Source organism: Micromonospora sp. NPDC049366 (assembly GCF_044466625.1).
Taxonomy (GTDB): Bacteria; Actinomycetota; Actinomycetes; order Mycobacteriales; family Micromonosporaceae; genus Micromonospora.
In genome coordinates this window covers 567,149-588,834 of the sequence record NZ_JBITMV010000001.1, presented here as the reverse complement: position 1 = coordinate 588,834, position 21,686 = coordinate 567,149, and the positions used below count along the sequence as shown (strand labels likewise).

Here is a 21,686-nt window from a genome sequence, read left to right as displayed (position 1 = left end):
CGCAAGCCCGTGAACTGGGCACGTAACTCCAGAGTGGTCACCCGTGCGTGCAGGGTGATCGTTTGCAAACATCGTGTGACCCCAGCATGTGGGATGACCGTCCCGAAACGACCACACCTGCCCGCTTGACCGCGACGCCCGCCGTTGGCAAGGTTTTGCAGGCTTCGCGCACACCGTACGGCAGACTGTTCCCGCTCCTCCACTGAGGACGGACTAGCGGCGGTGACCGGGCAGCGCCCGCGCCCGCACCTGGAGGACGACTTTGAGTTCCATCCGCTCCACGACCATCGCGGCGGTCGCCTCCGTCGTGCTGGCCGCCACCCTCACCGGCTGCCAGTTCGGCGCGGCGGACAAGGCGGCGAGTCCGATCGTGATCGCCGCGGACCTCGAACTCTCCGGCGCGGCCGCCCCGATCGGGCAGGCGTACCAGCGCGCGCTGGACCTGAAGGTCCGGCAGCTCAACGCCTCCGGCGCGCTGAACGGCCGGCGGATCGATCTGCGGGTGAAGGACAACCGGTCCGACGCCAGCGAGTCGCTGCGCAACATCGGTGACTTCAGCAAGGACGACCGGGTCAGCGCGATCATCATGGGCGGCTGCAACGCGTGCGCCATCGGCGCGGTGGGGACGATCAACGAGAAGAAGATCCCCACCATCGCGCTCGCCGCCGCCGACGCGGTGGCCAGCCCGGTGGCCGAACGGCGGTACATGTTCAAGCTCGGCCCCAACGCCGCCGACAGCGCGAGCGCCCTCACCAGCGAGCTGCGCCGCAAGGGCGTCCGCAAGGTCGGGGTGGTCCACAGCGACGACGACTACGGGCGGGAGGGGCTGGCCGCGCTGCGCCGCGAGTTCGCCAACGCCGGCATCCGGCCGCCGCGCGAGGCGTCGGTGCGGATCACCGACACGGACGTCAGCCAGGCCGTTCGCTCCGCCACCGTCGGCAAGCCCGACGCGCTGATCATCTGGACCCCGCCGGAGCAGGCCTCCCTGGCCGCCACCGCCGCCCAGCAGGCCGGCTACGCCGGGTCGCTCTACTTCGACGCCGGGGCGGCCGGTGACCTGTTCCTGGGGTCGGCGGCCCGGGCCACCGAGCGGGCCACCCTGATCTTCACCCAGACCATGGTGATCGACGACGTCATCGCCACCACCCCGGCGAAGGCGGCCCGGCGGCAGTGGTTCCAGGACTACACGGCGCGCTTCGGCGGCTACAACGGCGCCTCGTCGTTCGCCGCGGACGCCGTCCAGCTCATCGCCGACGCGGAGCTGCGGGCGGGCAGCCCGGACGGCAGGGTCGACCGCGACGGAATCCGCGACGTGCTGGAGACCTCCCAGCTGGACGGGCTCTCCGGACCGATCCGGATGACCCCGGACAACCACAGCGGCCTGATGCCCCAGGCGCTGACCACCCTGGTGGCCCGCAACGGCCGCTGGCGCCTGGCCGGCTGACCCAGCCCCTGCCCCACGGCAGAAACGCCGCGATCTCGCAGCTCGTGCCCCCGAGGGGCCGGGAACGCCCGGTCTCGTCGGGGCGGAACCTGCAAGATCGCGGCGTTTGCCGTGTCAGCGGGTGCTCGTTGTTTCGCGGACCCAGGGCAGGGCCAGTCGTTCGGCCAGCACCAGCGCGCTGTAGAGCAGGATGCTGACCAACGCCACCAGCATGATCGCGGCCCACGCGGTGGCGGTGTCGCCGACGCCGGCGTACTGCTGGATGACATAGCCGAGGCCGCCCTCGCCGGCCTGGAACTCACCGATCACCGCGCCGATCGCGGCCAGCGGCATCGCGACCTTGAGGCCGACGAAGATCTGCGGCAGCGCGGCCGGGAAGCGCACCTTGCGGAACGCCTGCCAGCGGGACGCGTTCCAGGAACGGACCAGCTCGGCCAGGTCCGCCGGCGTGGTGGTCAGCCCCGTCGCGGTGGAGAGCACGATCGGGAAGAAGCAGAGCAGGAAGACCATCGTGAGGATCGGCCGCTGACCCCAGCCGAGCGCGACCACCAGCAGTGGGCCCAATGTGATCTTGGGCACCGCGTTGACCGCGACGAGCAGCGGCGTGAACATCCGCTCCACCATGCGGGACGACGCGAGCGACAGTCCGATCAGGACGCCGGCCACCGCGGAGAGCGCGAAGCCGATCAGGATCTCCAGAGTGGTGTCGCCGGTGTGCTCCAGCATCCGGGCCGGCTTGTCGACGAACGCGGTCAGCACGTCCGCCGGGGGCGGCAGCGCCGCCGGATGCACCAGCTCCAGCCGGGCGACCAGCCACCACACCGCGAGCGCGACCAGCAGGCCGACCGCGGGCAGCAGGCCCGCGCCCGCGCCGGATCGCAACCGCGCCGAGCGGCGTACGCGAACGGCCGGCGCACCCTCCGCCGGTGTCGGTTCGGTCGCCGGCTCCGCCGACCGGACCTCGGTCATGGTTCCTCCTTCGGATCCGCCGGCTCGGTGACCGGCACGCAGCCGGGGTGCGCCCCGCCGTGGCCGGCGGAACGCACCCCGGGGGGACCGTGGCGATCAGGCCTTCGGCGCGAGGTTGAAGTCGATGATCTGGTCGGGCGTGATGTTCTGCTTCAGGGCGCCGGCGCCCTGGAGGATCGCGATGCTCTTGGCCACCCGGCCGCTGTCCAGGGTGCCCAGCTGGGTGCCGGAGTTGCTGGACCGGACGTAGCCGGCCATCAGCTGCAGCTCGGCGGCGGCCGCCGCCGGGTTGGTGGCGTCCACGTTCTTCTTCAGGATGTCCGCCGCCTCCTGCGGGTTGGTCAGGCTGTACTCCAGACCCTTCATCAGCGCCGCGGTGAACTTCTTCACCATCTCCGGCTTCTCCTTGGCGTTCTTCGCCGAGGTGATGAGCACGTTGCCGTAGAGGTCCTGCATCACGTTGCTGTACGGCAGCATGACGGCCTTCTTGCCCTTGGCCACCGACTCGATGGTGGGCTGACCCACGACGAACTGCCCGATGCCGTCGACCTGGCCGGCGGCGAGCGTGCCGATCAGCGTCTGCGCCTCACCGTTGACCCAGGTCACCTTGCTGGCGTCGATGCCGGCCATCCGCGCGTACGTCGGGAAGAGATTGCGGACCACCGACCCGGGGGTGTCGGCGAGCTTCTTGCCCTCCAGGTCCTTCGGCGAGGCGATGCCCTTGCCCTCCAGGGTGGCGATGCCCGCCATGGTGCGCTGCTGGATCGCGGCGACCGCGATGAAGTCCTTCGCCTGGCCGTTGCCGAGCTGGAGCAGACCACCGGTCAGGTCGATCGGGCCGAAGTCGGCCTGGCCGCCGACGATCGTCTGGATCACACCACCGGTGCCCTGACCGGCCTTGATCTCGACGTCGAAGCCGGCCTCCTTGAAGAAGCCCTTCTCCTTCGCCACCCAGGCATAGGAGTCACGGCCGAAGTTGCCGAACGAGGTGAGGTAGGTCACCTTCTCCAGTGGGCCGCCGCTGCCACCCGCAGCGTCCTTGTCGGAATCCGAGTCGCCGCTGCAACCGGCGACGAAAGCGAGGGCGGTGGCCAGGGCGGCCGCGGCGACCGTACGGGTCAGCCTTCTCATCAGTGCACCATGTCCTTTCCGACCGGGGGGCGGCAGGCCCGCCGGCGGGGTTCTGTCAGGGGGCCGGCGCAAGGGGGCAGGCCGGCACCACCGTCGTGAGGGGATTCGCGGGCACAGCGTACGAGAACCTCACCTTTGCGACGCCAGGCGTGTCGGGTTGCGGAACGGAAACAAAACGGCGACGACCCCGGACGGTGCGTTACGGGCATGAGCCGGATAGTGTGTGTCGGATTCCTGACCCCCCGCTCAGTGGAGGCCGGCCGGAGATGATCCGACTGTCCGGTGTGTCCCGTACCTTCGACGGCCGTTCGGGCCGGGTCGAGGCGTTACGGGGCATCGACCTCGACGTCGCCGAGGGCGAGTTCGTGGCGGTTCTCGGCCGCTCCGGCTGCGGCAAGTCCACCCTGCTCCGGCTGGTCGCCGGGCTGCTGCCGGTCACCAGCGGCGAGATCACCGTCGCCGGCACGCCCGTCTCGAAGCCCCGCCGGGACATCGCCATGCTGTTCCAGCGGCCGGCCCTGCTGCCGTGGCGCACGGTGCTCGACAACGTGCTGCTCCCGGTCGAGATCTTCGGCTGGAGCCGGTCGAAGTACCGCGAGCGCGCCCGCCAACTGCTCGACCTCGCCGGTCTGGCCGGGTTCGAGAAGCGCCTGCCCCACGAGCTGTCCGGGGGCATGCAGCAGCGCGTCTCGCTCTGCCGGTCGCTGATCGGTGAGCCCCGCGTGATGCTGATGGACGAGCCGTTCTCCGCGCTGGACGCGCTCACCCGCGAGGAGCTCTCCGGTGAGCTGCAGCGGGTGCACATGGAGAACGGCGCCACTGTCGTCTTCGTCACCCACTCGATCGACGAGGCGGTGCTGCTCGCCGACCGGGTCGTCGTGCTCAGCCCTCGACCGGGCCGGATCCGCAAGGTCGTCGAGGTGGACATCCCCCGGCCGCGCACGCTCGGCCGCAACGCGCACCTCGCGGACGTGGCGCGGGTCAGCGCCGACCTGCACGAACTGCTGATGGAACGTGAAGAACCGGCTGCCGCCGGCACGGAGGGACGATGAGCATGCGGGTGTCGGTCTTCACCGAACCGCACCGGGGCGCCAGCTACGACGACCAACTCCGCTTCGCCCAGCTCGTCGAGGAGACCGGTTTCGAGGGCTTCCTCCGGGCCGACCACTACCAGTCGATGGGTGCCGACCCGGGCCTGCCGGGGCCGACCGACGCCTGGCTGACGCTGGCCGCGCTGGCGCGGGAGACCAGCCGGATCCGGCTCGGCACGCTGGTCACCTCGGCGACCTTCCGGCTGCCCGGCCCGCTCGCGGTGATGGTGGCGCAGGTCGACCAGATGAGCGGCGGCCGGGTCGAGCTGGGCATCGGCGCCGGCTGGTTCGAGCGCGAGCACACCTCCTACGGCATTCCGTTCCCCCGGGTCGGCGAGCGCTTCGACCGGCTGGCCGAGCAGCTCGAAGTGATCACCGGTCTCTGGCGTACGCCGGTCGGCGAGTCCTTCACCTTCACCGGTGACCACTATCGGCTGATGGAGGCTCCCGCGCTGCCGAAGCCGGTGCAGGCGCCGGGCCCGCCGATCATCGTGGGCGGCCGCGGTCCGAAGCGGACGCCGGAGCTGGCCGCCCGCCACGCCGACGAGTTCAACATGCCCTTCAAGTCGGTGGCGGAGACCGCCGAGGCGTACGACCGGGTGCGGGAGGCCTGTGACCGGGTCGGCCGCGCCGAGTCCGGTCGGCCGCCGCTGGTGCTGTCCGCCGGGATCGTGGTGGCGATCGGCCGCACCGACGCCGAGGCGCAGCGGCGGGCCGCGCCGCTGCACGTCGCCAGCGCGCTCCCGCCGGAGGACGCGGTGGTCGGCTCCCCCGCCCAACTCGTCGAGCGGATCGGGCAGTTCGCGGCGATCGGCGCCACCCGCGTCCACCTGCGTCTGATCGAGCTCGCCGACCTGGACCACCTGGAGCTGATCGCGAGCGACGTGCTCCCTCAGCTGGACGGAGAACGATGACCGACGTGACGGTGCCGACCGAGGGCCTGGAGCTCGGGCCGGTGGGCCAGGAGATCGTGTACGAGAACGACCGGGTCCGGGTGTGGCACATCCGGCTGGAGCCGGGTGAGCGGCAACCGCTGCACCGGCACGACCACCCGTATCTGGTAGTGGCGATCCAGGGCGCGAAGAACGTGGTGCAGACGGTCGACGGCACCCGCATCGACGCGGACGAACCGACCGGAGGCGTGGTCTACCGCGATCCGGGTGCGGTGCACATGCTGACCAACGTCGGGGACACGACGTACCTGGCCCGCCTGGTCGAATTGAAGTAGACCGGCCGGTCACGACCGGCGCGCCGCGCGGCGCGCCGGTGGCGATCCGGTGTACCCGGTGCGTAACGTGCCGGACATGGCCTTTCGGACCTGGGGCAGATTGCTGCTCACGGCGCTCGGGGTGAGCGTGCTGGCCGGGGCCGGTCAGCTGGGCATCGCGTACGGCTTCGGCATCGTCCGGCTCACCGGCGCCTTCAGCGGCGCGACCGTCAACCAGTGGCCGGCCCAGCTCGTCTGGGTGGGCTGGTTCGCGGCGAACGCCGCCGTCGCGGGTGCGGTCCTCACCGGGCGCCTCGCCCGACGGGACGTGCTGCCCGCCACCACCGGCCGGCACCTGGCCGTCGGCGCCGCCGCCGCGCTGGGCGCCACGGCCGTCGCGCCGCTCTGCATGCAGCCGGCCCGGGCGGCGGAGCTGGTCTCCGTCGACCCGGTCTTCGCGGTCGGCATCTGCGCCGTCCTCGGCGCGATCGTCGGGGCGGGTGCGGCGATCGCCGTCCTGCTCAATCCGCCACTGGGGTGGAACATCGCCGCGGTGGCCGGCGCGATCTGGCTGCTCGCCCTGATCTCCGCGCTGCCCTCGGTCGGCGCGGCCGGACCGCTGCGTGCCGTACGCCTCGGCGTGCTGGAGCCGACCTGGCTCGCCACGGACGCCGCGCAGCGGCTGTCGCTGCTCCTGTTGCCCACCATCGGGCTGCTCGCCGGCGCGGCCAGCGCCGCGCTGGCCCGCTGGCGCGGTCACGTCCCGCTGGTCAGTGGAGCGACCGGCGTCGCCGGCCCGGTGCTGGTGGCGTTCGCCTACCTGACCGCCGGGCCCGGCGACGCGGTCAACCGCTACCAGACCACGCCCTACTACGCGGCGCTGATCGCGGTCGCCGCCGGCGCGCTCGGCGCGGCCGCGGCCGCCCTGCTGCGCTGGCCGCTCCGCGCTCACCCGCACGGCGCACACGCCACCGGCGCGCACGCGATCGAGCCGAGCGCCATCCTCCGCCCGCTGCCCGCCGGTCCGGCGCGTCCGTCCGCTTCCGCCGACCCGGCACGCCCGTCCGGCGCGGCATCGGCCGCCGGCGACGCGACCGCCGACGCCTCGACCGCCGACTGCGTGACCACGGGCGGCCCGGTCGCCGACGACCGCGCCAGCACCGGCCGTACGCCCGACCGGGTCGCCGGCGACCCGGCCTTCGACGGCTCCGCCGTCCAGAGCGCGCCGGCACACTGGGACTGGCCAGCCGGCGGCGGCAAGCCGCTGACGGTCGAGTCCACGCTCGGCTCGGCGATCCCGTCCACGCGGGCCGCGCAGTCCGCCCCCACCGGCGACCGCCCACCACCCGCCACCGGGCCCGCACCCTCGCCCGCATCCGCGGCGTCCACGCCCCCGGTGACCCGCATGGACGGTGGCCTCGGCGACGTGTCGGCCCTCGCCCGCACCGACGGGTCGGCCACCGGGCCGCACGACGCGCCCGAGAGCGACGCCGGCACGGAGCGCGCCGCCGCGGCGTCCGCTCCTGCTCCCCGCACCGATGCCGGCTCCGGTTCCGGCCCCGCCGGTGCTGCCGTCGACGGTGGGGCCGTCGCTGGCACCCGTGGCGAGCCGGCCGACAGTGATATCGGATTGAGCGCGATGACTCAGCGGCATAATTATGCCTCTGAGTCATCGTCCTCAATTCCCCATGTGCTTCCCGACGAGACCGGCCGCACGCGCGGGCGACGTACCGACGACGACGACGCGCACGGCGGACAGGCCACGCCGAGCCCGACGGCCACGGTGGGCCCCGCCACAAACCAGACCGCCGCAGACCAGACCGCCGCGAGCCAGGCCGCCGCGAGCCAGGCCACCCCCGCCCAGGCCGCCGCAGAGCGGAGCAGCGCTGGTGCGGCCGCCGGTGAAGGATCCCCGGCAGAGTCCACCGTCGGCGCGGCAGAGCCGCAGGAAGGCGTGGCGGCGGACACTCCGGCGACGGCGACGGCGGCGGCGACGCCGAAGCCGCGTCGCCCGCGCAAGACCCGGGCCTCGTCGAAGCCGACCGTCACACCGCAGGCCGCGCCCGACGGCGCGGAGGCACCCGCCAGCCCCACCGCCACCACCGCCAGCGACACCGGCACCGGCACCGGCACCGGCACCGGCACCGGCAGCAACGGCGACGTCGCCAGCACCCGGGCCGGCGGCGACGGGTCGCCGGCCGGACCGGCGAAGCGCCCCGCGAGCGGAGCGACCCACGAGTCGCCCGCGGCAGCGGAGACACCGACCGGTCACGGCGCACCAGCCGCGCGGAGGGCACCAGCCAGCCGGGACACAATGGCCAGTCAGGACACAACCGCCGGTCACGACACAACGGCCAGCCGGGAGACGCCGGCCGGTGACGGGACTCCGCGACCGACCGGCCCCCCGGCGGCGGCTCGGCCGGTGACGCCCGCGTGGCCGGTCCCGCCTCGGACCGCGCCGGTGGGTCCGGTGCCGGCGGGGGCCGGGCATGCCGGCGAGCCCGCCCCGCCTACGGGCCGCGACGACCTGGCGGGGTCGACGGGCCACGACGACCTGGCCGGGCTGTCCTGGCGAGCGGGGGGTCACGGCGGTGTGGCCGAGCAGGCCACCACGGGGTCCCGTGACGAGGCGTCGGAGCCACTCCCCCGGGCTCGGCACCGGGCACCGCTGCCCGACCTGAACCGGGCCACGGACTGGGAGGCGCTGGCCACGGCCCGGCGCGCCGGTCCCGCGTCCACCACGCCTGGCCACACCACACCGCGCCACACAGCACCGTCGGCCGAGGCGGCGGACGCCCCGTCGGCGACGGCCGCGGACGCACCCGAGGCCGATGCCGCCGAAAGCGCCTCGCCGCAGGAGCCGGCGACGGAGCAGTCCGCCGGCCGGGCCCGGAGTCGACTCGGGCTCTTCCGACGCAGCCGGGCCCGAGGTGACGCGGAGGCCAGCCCCGCCGAGCCGGAGCCGTTGGCGGAGCAGGACGAGGAGTACGTGGACTGGGTCGCCGGGTTGGGCCGTCCGCTCGCGGACAACGAGCCGGAGCAGGAGAGCGGTCGTCGGTCGCTGCGCTCGACCGGCCGCCACCACCGCGACTGACCGACCAGTCCGCACGGCGGCGGGCGACGGAGAACGAGGGGTGTCCGGGTCGACCCGGACACCCCTCGTCGTGTCAGCGGCACCGCCGCAGCGGGCGGCCCGGCTCAGGCCAGCGGCAGGTACACCCGGCCGCCGCCGGCCACGAACTCCTCCGACTTGTCCCGCATGCCACGGGCGGCGTAATCCTTCAACTCCTGAGTGATCTTCATGGAGCAGAACTTCGGGCCGCACATCGAGCAGAAGTGCGCCGTCTTGGCGGGCTCGGCCGGCAGCGTCGCGTCGTGGTAGGCCCGCGCGGTCTCCGGGTCGAGCGCCAGGTTGAACTGGTCCTCCCAGCGGAACTCGAACCGCGCCTTGGAGAGCGCGTCGTCCCACGCCTGCGCCCCGGGGTGCCCCTTCGCCAGGTCGGCGGCGTGGGCAGCGATCTTGTACGCGATCACGCCGGCCTTCACGTCGTCCCGGTCGGGCAGGCCCAGATGCTCCTTCGGCGTGACGTAGCAGAGCATCGCGGTGCCGAACATGCCGATCATCGCGGCGCCGATGGCCGACGTGATGTGGTCGTACGCGGGGGCGATGTCCGTGGTCAGCGGGCCGAGCGTGTAGAAGGGCGCCTCGTGGCACCACTCCTGCTGGAGGTCCACGTTCTCCTTGATCTTGTGCATCGGGACGTGACCCGGGCCCTCGATCATCACCTGGACGTCGTACTCCCAGGCGACCTTCGTCAGCTCACCGAGGGTCTTCAGCTCGGCGAACTGCGCCTCATCGTTGGCGTCCGCGATGGAGCCCGGGCGCAGCCCGTCACCGAGGGAGAACGTCACGTCGTAGCGCGCGAGGATCGCGCAGAGCTCCTCGAAGTTCGTGTAGAGGAAGTTCTCCTCGTGGTGCGCCAGGCACCAGGCCGCCATGATCGAGCCGCCGCGCGACACGATCCCGGTGACCCGGTCCACGGCCATCGGCACATACGGCAGCAGCACCCCGGCGTGCACGGTCATGTAGTCCACGCCCTGCTCGGCCTGCTCGATGACGGTCTCCCGGAACACCTCCCAGCTCAGCTTCACCGGGTCGCCGCCGACCTTCTCCAGCGCCTGGTAGATCGGCACGGTGCCGATCGGCACCGGCGAGTTCCGTACGATCGCCTCGCGGGTCTCGTGGATCCGCTTGCCGGTCGACAGGTCCATGACCGTGTCCGCGCCCCACCGGGTCGCCCAGGTCAGCTTCTCCACCTCCTCGGCGATCGACGAGCTGACGGCCGACGTGCCGATGTTGGCGTTGACCTTCACCAGGAACGCCTTGCCGATGATCGCCGGTTCACACTCCGGGTGGTTGACGTTGAGCGGGAGCACCGCCCGCCCGGCGGCGATCTCATCGCGGACGAACTCCGGCGCGACGCCCTCCCGGACGGCCACGAACTCCATCTCCGGCGTCACGATCCCCGCCCGGGCGTACGCGAGCTGCGTGGGGCGGCGCCCCTCCGTGCCGGCGAGCGGTGTGCCCGCACCCCGCACGGGGGCGACATCGCCGCGCTCGGCGATCCAGGGGCCGCGCAGCGGCGGCAGCCCCACCTCCGGGTCGGAGCCCGGTCCGGAGGTGTCGTAGAGGCGCACCGGCGGGTTGTCCCCGGTCAGCGTCACCTCGGCGAACGGCACCCGGACGTCCGGTCGGGCCCCCTCGACGTACACCTTGCGTCGTGCCTGCATGACAGCCTCCCTGATGATCAAACGGACCAGCCGAAGTGGTCCAGCGGGCCGCGTCCCGCGCCCAACTCCCAGCCCCGCGCGCCGGTCAGCGCGCGGTGCACGTACTCCTTGGCGGCCGCGACCGCCGCCGGCACCGGATCGCCCAGCGCCAGCCGGACGGCGATGGCCGCCGAGAACGAGCAGCCCGTGCCGTGGGTGTGCCGGGTGTCCACCCGGGGCGCCCGCAGCAGCGTGGTGACCCCGCCACCCACCAGCACGTCGACCGACTCACCGTCGACGTCCACGTCGCCGCCGGTCACGACCACGTGCGACGGGCCGCGCGCGGCGAGCGCCTCGCCCGCCGCGACCATCTCCTCGACCGTGGTCACCGGGCGTCCGGTGAGGGCCGCGGCCTCCGCGCAGTTCGGCGTCGCCACCTCGGCGTACGGGAGCAACCGCTCGACCGCCTCCACCACGCCCAGCCGGTGGCCGCTCGTGGCCACCAGCACCGGGTCGACGACCAGGTGGGGCAGCCGCCCGGCCTCGGCGACCCGGGCGACCGCGGCGGCCACCGCCGGGCTGCCGAGCATCCCGGTCTTGACCGCGCCCACGGTGAAGTCGGCCAGCACGCTGTCCACCTGTTCGCCGATGGTGGCCGGGGGCAGCGGCAGCACGGCGTCCACGCCCCGGGTGTTCTGGGCGGTGATCGCGGTGATGACGCTGGTCCCGTACGCGCCGAGCGCGGCGAAGACCTTGAGGTCGGCCTGGATGCCGGCGCCGCCGCCGGAGTCCGAGCCGGCGATGGTGAGGACGGTCGCCGGGGTCATCGCTGCGCTCCCGTGGCCAGGGTCGAGGGCTGCGGCCGGCCGCGCCCGGTCGGGCAGGTCAGGTAGGCGTCCCGCAGTGTCGCGGCCACCTCCGTGGGGTCCTCGGCCCGCATGATCGCACCGAGGACGGCGACTCCGGCGGCTCCCGCCTCGACGCACCGCCGCACCCGGTCGGGGGTCTCGATGCCGCCGAGGGCGAGGACCGGCACGGGGCTGGCCTCGATCAGCGCGGCCAGGCCGTCCGGGGTGAGAGGCGGGCCGTAGCCGGGCTTGGTCCGGCTGGGGTAGACCGGCGAGAGGGTGACGTAGTCCTCGGTGGAGAGTCGGGCCAGCTCGGTGGGGTCGTGGCAGGAGCGGCCGACCAGCCCGAGCAGCGGCGGCGGGTACGGGCCGGCCGCGGGCAGGTGGACGGCGTCCCCGTCGAGCGGGTCCGGGCCGGCGACGATCAGCGTCCCGCCGGTCTCGGCGAGGATCGGGCGCAGGTCGGCGGCGAGCGCGGCGCGTTCGGCACGGGGCAGGTCCTTCTCCCGCAGCACCACCCAGCGCACTCCCCCGGCGACCGCGGCGGCGACCACCTCCGCGAGGGGTCGGGTCGTCTGCCTCCGGTCGGTCAGGACGACGATCCCCGACGGTGCCGTCACAGGTCCGGCCTTCCCTCGTCCGGGGTGGAGGCGAGGGCGTGGTAGCGGCGGCTGATCCGGCCGGCGCCGGCCGCGAGGCGGCCGGCCTCGACCGCGTACCGCATGGCGGTCGCCATCGCGACGGGGTCGGCGGCCCGGGTGACCGCGCTGGCCAGCAGCACCGCGTCGCAGCCGAGCTCCATGGCGAGCGCGGCGTCGGACGCGGTGCCGATGCCCGCGTCGAGGATCACCGGCACCGGCACGCTCTGCCGGATCAGCCGGATGTGGTGCGGGTTGTTGATCCCCAGCCCGGAGCCGATCGGCGCGCCGGCCGGCATCACGGCCGCGCAGCCGACGTCGGCCAGGCGCCGCGCGAGCACGGGATCGTCGCTGGTGTACGGCAGGACGGTGAACCCGTCGGCGACCAGTTCCTCGGCGGCCCGGAGCAGCTCCATCCCGTCCGGGAGGAGGGTCCGCTCGTCGCCGATCACCTCCAACTTGATCCAGTCGGTGTCGAAGGCGTCCCGGGCCAGCCGAGCCACCTTGACCGCCTCCCCGGCCGTGTAGCAGCCGGCCGTGTTGGGCAGCAGCCGTACGCCGCACCGGTCCAGCAGCTCCAGCAGCCCGCCGGCGGTGCCGGGCGCGGTGTCCACGCGCCGCAGCGCCAGGGTGACCAGCTCCGTGCCGGAGGCGCGGATCGCCTGTTCGAGCAGTCGCAGGTTCGCGGCGCCGCCGGTGCCGAGGATGAGCCGCGAGGTGAAGGTGACCCCGCCGAGTTGGAAGGTCACGCCGCTCACCCGCCCTGGGCCGCGGTGAGCACCTCGACCCGGTCGCCGTCGCGCAGCACCGCGGCCGGCCAGCCGGCCCGTGGCACGACCTCGCCGTTCACCGCCACGGCCACGCCCCGGTGCTGCGGGGCGACCTCCCGCACCAGGTCCGCCACGGTCGCCTCGCCGGGGATCGTCCGCCCGGCCCCGTTCACCGTCAACTCCACGACTCCTCCTCGGTCCTCTGGTTCGGGGCGACGGCCGCCCCGGCCGACGCCGCGCCGACGCTGTCTGCCCGCGCCGCGAACCGGTCGGGCCGGAAGGGTGCGAGCAGCGGGTCGGGCGCCCCGCCGGTGACGAGATCGGCGATCAGGTCGGCGGTGACGGGGGTCAGCACGATGCCGTGCCGGTGGTGCCCGGTGGCCGCCAGCACGTCCGGCCGGCCGGGCAGCGCGCCGAGGATCGGGGCGTTGTCCGGCGTACCGGGTCGGTGGCCGGCGACCGTCTCGACCAGGTCGTACTCGGCCAGCTCGGGTAGCAGCTCGACGGCGGCACGCAGCAGGCGCAGCACCGCCCCGGCGGTGACGCTGGTGTCGCCGCGCTCCTCGACCGTCGCGCCGACCACCACCTCGCCGGTGTCGCGGGGCACGAGGTAGACGTGCTCGCCGTCGGCGTACCCCCGGATGACGTGCCGGAAGCCGGGCGGGCCGCCGTCGGGCGCGCGGAGCCTGATCACTTGGCCCTTCACCGGTCGGACGGGCAGCCCGGTCAGCGCGGCGGCACCGCAGCCGGCCGCCACGACCGTGACGGCGGCGTCCAGGTCGGCCAGCCGCCGCACCGCGCCGGGCACCAGCACGGCGCCCGCGCGTCTGGCGGCGGTCCGCAGCGCCGGGACCAACAGCCGCGGGTCGACCTGGTGGTCGGTGGGCGCCAGGGCCCCGCCGCGGACGCGGGGCGCCAGCGCCGGTTCGTGCTCGCGCAGCTCGCTGGGGCGCAGCGGGGTCACCGGCAGCCCGAGGTCCTGCTGGTACGCCCAGAGCCGGCGCGCCTCGGCCAGGTCGTCCCCGGTCAGCCCGACCATGAGCGTGCCCTCGGTGCGGTAGCCGAGCATGGCCCCGCTCGCCTCGGTGAGTTCGGCGGCGAATCCCGGCCAGCGGGCGGCCGACTCGACGAGCAGGTCGGTCAGCTCCCGCTCACCGAAGTGCGCCTCGGCGACCGGGCTGAGCATGCCGGCGGCCACCGAGGACGCCCCCGAGCCGGGCGCCGGGTCGTGGACGGTCACCCGCAGGCCCCGGGCGGCGCAGCGCCAGGCGACCGCGAGGCCGATCGGGCCCGCCCCCACCACCGCAACGTCCGGCCGGGCCCGGTCGACGTACGCCGACGGGGACCGGCCGGTCAGCACGTCAGCGCCCCGATCAGCTCGGCGGTGGCGCGGGCCGGATCGGCGGCGGCGGAGAGCGCGCCGACGACGGCCACCCCGTACGCGCCGGCCGCCCGCAGGGCCGGCACCTGGGCCGCGGTCACCCCGCCGATGGCGATGACCGGCACGTCGACGGCCTCGGCGACGGCGCGGACGCCGGTCACGCCGATGGGGGCCGGCAGCCCGTCCTTGGTGGTGGTCGCGTTGCAGGGGCCGACGCCGAGGTAGGTGGCACCGGCCGCGACGGCTGCCGTGGCGGTGTTCGGTTCCCGGGCGGTGGCGCCGAGCACGGCGGTGGGGCCGAGCACCCGGCGGGCCGCGTCGACCGGCAGGTCGTCCGCGCCGACGTGCCCGCCGGCGGCGTCCACCGCCAGTGCCACGTGCAGCCGGTCGTTGACCAGGCACCGGGCCCCGTACGGCGCGCAGAGCGCCACGATCCGGCTGGCCAGGTCGTACGTCTCGCGGTCGGTGGCGGTGTCCTCGACGCGGACCTGCACGACCAGGTCGGCGCGGGCGGCGGACAGCGCGGCCCGGACCACGGCGAGCGGATCTCGCCCGGGTCGGGTGTCGGTGATGAGATGCAATCGTCCCAGGGACGGCACGGCAACACTCCTCCCTGCGCCGGCATTACCCGGATCAGGTTCGACGGTCGGGGGCGAACAGCCCCCCTCTCAGCCCGGTCCACCGGGCTCCCGTGGGTACTCGGCCACCGTACGACAGATCCGCCGGGCTGCCAAGACGAGCCGGCAGTGGCCGACATCGCTGGTCGCTTCATGCGGTCCTGTTCGGAATGTCGCCCACTGTTGCCAAACCGTTACGTGCTGGCATCTTGCCCGACACGGATCCAGCGGAATTAATTTGTTCAGCGATTCGACAAAAATGCTGGCGCGTACGCCCTGGCCCGGCGTCCGCACTGGCATCCACCTGGGACGGTCTTCGGCGAGCCGGCCCCCGCAATCCCTGTCCACCGCGACATAGGAGGCGGCGTGTCCCGTCGTCGTGCCCGTATACCCATCACCGCGACCCTGTCCCTCGCCCTCGTCTCAAGCGTCCTGTTCGGGGCGCCCGCCCAGGCGGCTCCGGCCGCCGCGCAGGCCGCCCCGCGAGCCCCCCAGGCCGCCCCGGCCGCGGCCCCGGTCACACCGGTCCGGGCCGCCGCGGCGGCGGCCGACGAGCCCTACTCCGTCCTGGTGTTCTCGAAGACCGCCGGCTTCCGGCACGACTCGATCCCCACCGGCATCGCCGCCATCCAACAGCTCGGTGCGGCGAACAACTTCACGGTCGACGCCACCGAGGACGGTGGCGCGTTCACCGACGCCAACCTGGCCAAGTACAAGGCGGTCATCTGGCTCTCCACCACAGGTGACGTGCTGAACGCCGAGCAGCAGGCGGCGTTCGAGCGCTACGTACGCGCCGGCGGCGGCTACGTCGGCATCCACGCCGCCTCCGACACCGAGTACAGCTGGGCCTGGTACGGCGACCTGGTCGGCGCGTACTTCGCGAGCCACCCGGCCAACCAGCAGGCCACGATCAAGGTGGAGGACCACGCCCACCCGTCGACGAGCGAGCTGCCGGACCGCTGGTCCCGGTTCGACGAGTGGTACAACTACCAGTCCAACCCCCGGCCGGACGTGCACGTGCTGGCCAGCCTGGACGAGAAGAGCTACTCCCCCGGCGCCGGCGCGATGGGCGCCGACCACCCGTTCGCCTGGTGTCAGGACTTCGACGGCGGACGGTCCTGGTACACGGGCGGCGGGCACACCCGCGAGTCGTACGCGGAGCCGCAGTTCCTCAGCCACCTGCTCGGCGGCATCCGCACCGCCGCCGGCGTGGCCGACGCCGACTGCGGCGCGTCGAAGACCGCCAGCTTCGAGAAGGTGACGCTGGACAGCAACACCAGCAACCCGATGGAGCTGGACATCGCCCCCGACGGGCGGGTCTTCTACATCGAGCGCGACGGCCGGGTGCAGATCATCAAGCCGGACACCGGCAGCACGGTCACCGCGGTCGACCTGGACGTCTTCACCGGCAACGAGGACGGCCTGATCGGCATCCGGCTCGACCCGGACTTCGCCACCAACAAGTGGGTCTACCTCTACTACGCCCCGAACGACGGCGTCGCGCGCAACCTGCTGTCCCGGTTCACGGTGACGGGCGACACCATCGACCCGGCGAGTGAGAAGCAGGTGCTGCGGGTCGACACCCAGCGCAACACCTGCTGCCACGCGGGCGGCAGCATGACCTTCGACAGTGCCGGCAACCTCTACCTGGCCACCGGTGACAACACCAACCCGTTCGAGTCGAGCGCGTACACGCCGATCGACGAGCGGCCGGGCCGCCAGGACTACGACGCGCAGCGCACCTCCGGCAACACCAACGACCTGCGCGGCAAGGTCATCCGGATCCACCCGGAGGACGACGGCACCTACACCGTCCCGGCCGGCAACCTCTTCCCGCCGGGCACCGAGAAGACCCGTCCCGAGATCTACGCGATGGGCTTCCGCAACCCGTTCCGGATCGGCACCGACCCCAAGACCAACACGCTCTACGTCGCGGACTACGGACCGGACGCCAACTCCGACAACCCGAACCGGGGCCCCCGGGGTCTGGTCGAGTGGAACATCGTCGCCCCCGGCAACTACGGCTGGCCGTACTGCACGGGCACGAACGAGGCGTACAACGACTACACCTTCCCGAGCGGCCCGAGCGGGGCGAAGTTCGACTGCTCCGCGCCGGTGAACAACTCGCCCAACAACACCGGTCTCACCAACCTCCCGCCGGTCGTGCCGGCCACTGTCGACTACGGGTACGCCGGTGACGCGCGTTACCCGGAGATCGGCGGCGGCGGCGCTCCGATGGGCGGCCCGGTCTACCGGTACGACGCCGACCTGAACTCGGCGCGCAAGTGGCCGGCCTACTACGACGGCAAGGCGCTGCTCGGCGAGTGGAACCAGTCCAAGATGTACACGATGCAGCTGACCGCCGACGGCAAGTCGCTGGTCGACATCAACCAGCTGCTCACCGGCATGAGCTTCATCCGGCCGATGGACTTCGAGTTCGGCCCGGACGGCGCGCTCTACATGATCGAGTGGGGTAGCGGCTTCGGCGGCAACAACGACAACTCCGGCGTCTACCGGATCGACTACATCGCCGGTGACCGCGCGCCGATCGCCGTGGCGGCCGCCACCCCGACCTCGGGGTCGGCTCCGCTGACCGTGGACTTCTCCAGCGCGGGCTCCCGCGACCCGGACGGCGGCACGCTCACCTACGCCTGGGCGTTCGGTGACGGGCAGACCTCCACCGAGGCCAACCCGACGCACACGTACGCCACGGCGGGCAACTTCACCGCCCAGCTCACCGTCACCAACCCGAAGGGCCGTACGGCGGTGGCGAACGTCCCGGTCACCGTGGGCAACACCGCCCCGACGGTGACCATCGAGTTCCCGCCGGACGGCGGCTTCTTCGAGTGGGGTGACCAGGTCCGCTACACGATCAAGGTGACCGACCCCGAGGACGGGGAGATCGACTGCGACCGGGTCCAGCTCCAGGTGCTGCTCGGCCACGACGAGCACGCCCACCCGCTGGAGCAGCACACCGGCTGCACCGGCACGGTCCAGACGTCGCTGGCCTCCGGGCACGGCGCCGAGGCGAACGTCTTCGGTGTCTTCGAGGCGACGTACACCGACGACGGCGGCGCCGGCGGTGCCGGCGCGCTCACCGGCCGGGCGATCGAGCAGCTCCAGCCGAAGCGCAAGCAGGCCGAGTACTTCACGGCCACCGGGCGGGCGCCGGGCAGCACCGGCGGCGGTGACCCGGGCGTGCAGCGGGAGACCACCGGCGACACCGCCGGCGGCGGCCAGAACATCGGGTTCATCGAGGACGGCGACTGGTGGTCGGTGGCCCCGGCGAACCTGACGAACATCACCGACATCCGGTTCCGGGCGGCCTCGGCCACCACCGGCGGCCGGATCGAGGTCCGGGCCGGAGCGGTCGACGGTCCGGTGGTCGCCACGGCCACCGTGCCGAGCACGGGTGACTGGCAGACGTACGCGGACGTGACGGCACCTGTCACCGGCGCCGCCAGCGGCTCGCTCTACTTCGTCGCCAAGGACCCGAACGGCGGCACGGGCTCGCTGTTCAACGTCAACTGGATGGACTTCCTCGGGCGGGGCGTCACCGACAACGCGCCGCCGGTGGTCACCGCCACCGCCACGCCGACGACCGGCACCGCGCCGCTCAACGTCGCGTTCGACGGCACGGCCACCGACGCCGAGGGGAACACCCCGCTGACGTACGCCTGGGACTTCGGTGACGGGGGCACCGCTTCCACGTTGGACGCCACCCACACGTACACCAGCCCGGGCACCTTCACCGCCACCCTGACGGTGACGGACAGCAAGGGTGCGAAGTCGTACGCCACCGTTGGGGTGCGGGTGGACGCGCCGAACACGTCCTGCTTCGGGGCGCGCTCGGACGACTTCAACGGCAACAGCCTCGACAAGAGCCGGTGGAGCGGCGTGGTTCGCGAGAACCAGCTCTACTCGGTCTCCGGCGGGTCCCTGCGGCTGCCCACCTCGGTGGGTGACCTCTACGGCACCCGCAACGACGCCACCAACCTGGTGCTCCAGCCGGCGCCGGCCGGGGCCTGGCAGGCGACCACCAAGGTCACCCTGCCGGTGACGGCGAACTACCAGCAGGCCGGTCTGCTGATCTACGGCGACGACGAGAACTACGCCAAGCTGGACCTGCTGTACAACGGCAGCCGCCGGGTGGAGTTCATCCGGGAGACGGCCGGCACGCCTCGCAACGAGAGTGCCGACAGCGCCGCAGCACCGGCGGGTGACACCGTGCACCTGCGACTGACCAGTGACGGGACGAACCTGACCGCGGCCGTCTCGGCCGACGGGCAGACCTTCACCCCGGTCGGCCGGTCGGCCGCGCTCGCCGGCATCACCAACCCGCGGATCGGGGTCTTCGCCCTCAACGGCGGCACGGACGCGCCGGTCGTCGACGCGGCCTTCGACTGGTTCCAGGTCTCGCCGGACGAGCCGGCCGGGTCGGTCGAGCCGTCCGACGAGTTCACCGGCACCGCGCTCGACAAGTGCCGGTGGGACGCGATCCTGCGGGAGAACCCGTCGGGTTACCGGGTCAGCGACGGCGCGCTGCGCATCGACGTGCCGAACGGTGACATCTACGGCACCGACAACACCGGGCCGGCGAACTTCATCCTCCAGACCGCGCCGTCGGGCGACTGGACCCTGGAGACGAAGGTCGACGGCAGCCTGCTGAACGAGCAGTACCAGCAGGCCGGTCTGATCGTGCACGCCGACGACGACAACTACCTGAAGTTCGACTTCATCGCGGACAACCAGGCCGGCCAGCCGGTGACGCGGCGGATCGAGTTCCGCAGCGAGATCGGCGGTACGGTGCAGAACCCGCAGCCGGAGGCGGGCAACCTGACCGGTTCGGTGTGGTACCTGCGGCTGGCCCGCAGCGGCGACACCTTCACCGCGTCGTACTCGGCGGACGGGACGACCTGGAGCGCGCTGACGGCACTGACCAACAGCGCGGTCGGGGCCACCCCGAAGGTCGGGTTGTTCACCCTCGGCGCCAACCAGACCGCCTCGAAGACCGCCTCGTTCGACTACTTCCGGCTCAGCACGGCGGTGGCGGACGAGACGGCTCCGGTGACCACCGCGGCGGTCTCCGGTACGCCGACCGCCGGTTGGCACACCGGGCCGGTCACGGTCACGCTGACCGCGGCCGACGAGGCCGGTGGCAGTGGGCTGGCGGGCACCGCCTACCAGCTGGACGGCGCCACCACCTGGACCGACTACACCGGTCCGGTGCAGGTGACCGGGGACGGGGCGCACGAGCTGCGGTTCCGCTCCACCGACAAGGCGGGCAACGTGGAGTCGACCAAGACCGTCGCGGTCAAGATCGATGCCACCGCGCCGGTCACCTCGGCGTCGTTCGCGCCGGCCAACGACGAGGGCTGGCACAACGGGACGATCCCCGTCGTGCTGACCTCGACCGACGCCGGCTCCGGGGTGAAGACGGTGGAGTGGTCGCTGGACGGTGGCGCGTGGACGCCGTACTCGGAGCCGGTCGAGGTGACCGGCGACGGGACGCACGAGCTGCTGTTCCGGTCCACCGACAACGCGGGCAACGCCGAGACGCTCAAGTCGGCGGTGCTGCGGATCGACGGCGCCAAGCCGACGCTGCTGGTGTCCGGGATCGCCGACGGCCAGCTCTACGGTGACAGCCAGGACGTCCGGGTGTCCTGGCAGGCCGTCGACCCGACCTCGGGCATCGCGAGCGTGGTCGGGACGCTGGACGGCCGCCCGTACGTCAGCGGCACGCTGCAGGCCATGTACGAGCTGCCGCTCGGCCTGCACGAGCTGACCGTCACCGCCACCGACAAGGCGGGCAACCAGACCACCTCGGCGGTCCGGTTCTTCGTCACCACCTCGTTCCGGGACATGCAGAACCTGCTGGACCGGTTCAAGGCGACGGGGCGGCTGTCGGCCAAGGCGCACACGGATCTGACGAAGAAGCTGGACGCCGCCCGTAAGGCCGAGGCGTCCGGCAACGACACCAAGGCGCTCAAGGAACTCGCCGCCTTCCGGAAGCTCGCCGCCGACACCAAGCTGGTGACCGAGGCGGAGATCCGGGACGTGCTGATCCGCGACGCCGACGCGATGACGGTGCGGCTGGGCGGCACGGCCAGCAGCGCCGGGGTCAAGGCGAACGACGGCAAACCCGTCAAGGGTGCCGGGCGACTGGGTGGCGACGTCACCCGGCTCGCTCCGGGCCGCCAGCTCTGATCCGTCCGAGGCCCCTCTCCGACGCCACGGCGTCGGGGAGGGGCCTCCCTCTTCGGCAGTGAGGAGACGTCCGTGAGGCGTATGTGGAAGGGTCTCGCCGCCCTGGCCGTCGGGCTGGTGCTGACCCTGCTGGGCGCGGCCCCGGCCGCGGCGGACACCGGCGAACTCAAGCTCACCGTGGCCGGCGACGGCGCCGACGGCGTCACCGTGCGGGCCACCCACGCCGACGGGCGCCAACTGGAGACGCTCGTCCGGCTGACGCTCAACGCCACCGGCCCGGACGGCCAGCGGGTCGGGCCGGTGCAGTTGGAACCGTCCGCCGAGGGGCAGGGCTTCTACAGCATCGGCTCGATCCTCTCGCCCGGCCGCTGGCGGGTGACGGTGAGCACCCCGGCGCCGGACGGCAGCGAGGCCAGCGCCCAGGTGGAGGCCCGGGCACCGGGGTCGCCGCCGGCACCCGAGCCGGTGGCGGCGCAGCCGGACGCCGCCGGACGCGGGGCGGGGGTCGGCTGGTGGCCGGTCGCGGCGGGTGGCCTCGTGCTCGTCGCCGCGGTGATCGCGGTGGCGATGCTGTCCAGCCGCCGCCGGCCCGACTGAACGTTCGACTCGTTCC

Annotated in this window: 16 protein-coding genes and 1 riboswitch; of the genes, 7 read left to right on the top strand and 9 right to left on the bottom strand. The window is 73.2% G+C overall.

Annotated elements, in window-relative coordinates; all coding sequences use genetic code 11:
- Positions 1-262 precede the first annotated feature (262 nt).
- Positions 263-1,444, top strand: coding sequence for an ABC transporter substrate-binding protein (locus ACIBTV_RS02820; protein ID WP_396701636.1), 1,182 nt, complete (start codon positions 263-265; stop codon positions 1,442-1,444).
- Positions 1,445-1,558: 114 nt separating this feature from the next.
- Here ACIBTV_RS02820 and ACIBTV_RS02815 read toward each other — a convergent pair whose 3' ends face one another.
- Both ACIBTV_RS02815 and ACIBTV_RS02810 read right to left on the bottom strand, forming a co-directional pair.
- Complete coding sequence (locus tag ACIBTV_RS02815; RefSeq protein WP_396701634.1) at positions 1,559-2,413, bottom strand: ABC transporter permease; 855 nt, start codon at positions 2,411-2,413, stop codon at positions 1,559-1,561.
- Positions 2,414-2,509: 96 nt separating this feature from the next.
- Positions 2,510-3,544, bottom strand: coding sequence for an ABC transporter substrate-binding protein (locus ACIBTV_RS02810; protein WP_396701632.1), 1,035 nt, complete (start codon positions 3,542-3,544; stop codon positions 2,510-2,512).
- A 266-nt stretch (positions 3,545-3,810) separates the two neighbouring features.
- On the opposite strand from ACIBTV_RS02810, the gene ACIBTV_RS02805 reads away from it, so the two are divergent.
- From ACIBTV_RS02805 to ACIBTV_RS02790, 4 genes are all read left to right on the top strand, one after another.
- On the top strand, positions 3,811-4,596 hold the full coding sequence (locus ACIBTV_RS02805) for an ABC transporter ATP-binding protein (protein ID WP_396701630.1): 786 nt from the start codon (positions 3,811-3,813) through the stop codon (positions 4,594-4,596).
- 2 nt (positions 4,597-4,598) lie between these two features.
- Complete coding sequence (locus ACIBTV_RS02800) at positions 4,599-5,549, top strand: LLM class F420-dependent oxidoreductase (protein ID WP_396702052.1); 951 nt, start codon at positions 4,599-4,601, stop codon at positions 5,547-5,549.
- The gene (locus tag ACIBTV_RS02795) at positions 5,546-5,863 is read left to right on the top strand and encodes a cupin (RefSeq protein ID WP_396701629.1); all 318 of its coding nucleotides are present in this window, start codon (positions 5,546-5,548) and stop codon (positions 5,861-5,863) included. Before ACIBTV_RS02800 ends, ACIBTV_RS02795 begins: the two co-directional genes overlap by 4 nt.
- Before the next feature lie 76 nt (positions 5,864-5,939).
- Positions 5,940-8,936, top strand: a complete 2,997-nt coding sequence (locus ACIBTV_RS02790) for a hypothetical protein (protein ID WP_396701627.1) — start codon at positions 5,940-5,942, stop codon at positions 8,934-8,936.
- A 104-nt stretch (positions 8,937-9,040) separates the two neighbouring features.
- Here the strand turns inward: ACIBTV_RS02790 and thiC are convergent, their stop codons facing one another.
- The 7 genes from thiC to thiE form a co-directional block, all read right to left on the bottom strand.
- Positions 9,041-10,633, bottom strand: a complete 1,593-nt coding sequence (gene thiC, locus ACIBTV_RS02785; protein ID WP_396701625.1) for a phosphomethylpyrimidine synthase ThiC — start codon at positions 10,631-10,633, stop codon at positions 9,041-9,043.
- Between the two features lie 17 nt (positions 10,634-10,650).
- Entirely contained in the window at positions 10,651-11,439 is a 789-nt protein-coding gene (thiD, locus tag ACIBTV_RS02780; RefSeq protein ID WP_396701623.1) for a bifunctional hydroxymethylpyrimidine kinase/phosphomethylpyrimidine kinase, read from the bottom strand.
- The gene (locus tag ACIBTV_RS02775; RefSeq protein WP_396701621.1) at positions 11,436-12,080 is read right to left on the bottom strand and encodes a thiamine phosphate synthase; all 645 of its coding nucleotides are present in this window, start codon (positions 12,078-12,080) and stop codon (positions 11,436-11,438) included. Before ACIBTV_RS02775 ends, thiD begins: the two co-directional genes overlap by 4 nt.
- Complete coding sequence (locus tag ACIBTV_RS02770) at positions 12,077-12,856, bottom strand: thiazole synthase (protein WP_396701619.1); 780 nt, start codon at positions 12,854-12,856, stop codon at positions 12,077-12,079. The genes ACIBTV_RS02775 and ACIBTV_RS02770 overlap by 4 nt, the downstream gene beginning before the upstream one ends.
- A complete protein-coding gene (gene thiS / locus ACIBTV_RS02765; RefSeq protein ID WP_396701617.1) occupies positions 12,853-13,053 on the bottom strand; it encodes a sulfur carrier protein ThiS in 201 nt (66 codons plus the stop codon). Before thiS ends, ACIBTV_RS02770 begins: the two co-directional genes overlap by 4 nt.
- Positions 13,044-14,228, bottom strand: coding sequence for a glycine oxidase ThiO (gene thiO, locus ACIBTV_RS02760; RefSeq protein WP_396701615.1), 1,185 nt, complete (start codon positions 14,226-14,228; stop codon positions 13,044-13,046). The genes thiS and thiO overlap by 10 nt, the downstream gene beginning before the upstream one ends.
- Complete coding sequence (gene thiE / locus ACIBTV_RS02755; RefSeq protein ID WP_396701613.1) at positions 14,222-14,848, bottom strand: thiamine phosphate synthase; 627 nt, start codon at positions 14,846-14,848, stop codon at positions 14,222-14,224. The genes thiO and thiE overlap by 7 nt, the downstream gene beginning before the upstream one ends.
- Positions 14,842-14,952, bottom strand: a riboswitch (TPP riboswitch). Its footprint overlaps the gene before it by 7 nt.
- 280 nt (positions 14,953-15,232) lie before the next feature.
- Here thiE and ACIBTV_RS02750 point away from each other — a divergent pair.
- The gene (locus tag ACIBTV_RS02750; RefSeq protein ID WP_396701612.1) at positions 15,233-21,073 is read left to right on the top strand and encodes a ThuA domain-containing protein; all 5,841 of its coding nucleotides are present in this window, start codon (positions 15,233-15,235) and stop codon (positions 21,071-21,073) included.
- A gap of 81 nt (positions 21,074-21,154) precedes the next feature.
- Positions 21,155-21,670, top strand: coding sequence for a hypothetical protein (locus tag ACIBTV_RS02745; RefSeq protein WP_396702050.1), 516 nt, complete (start codon positions 21,155-21,157; stop codon positions 21,668-21,670).
- Positions 21,671-21,686 lie beyond the last annotated feature (16 nt).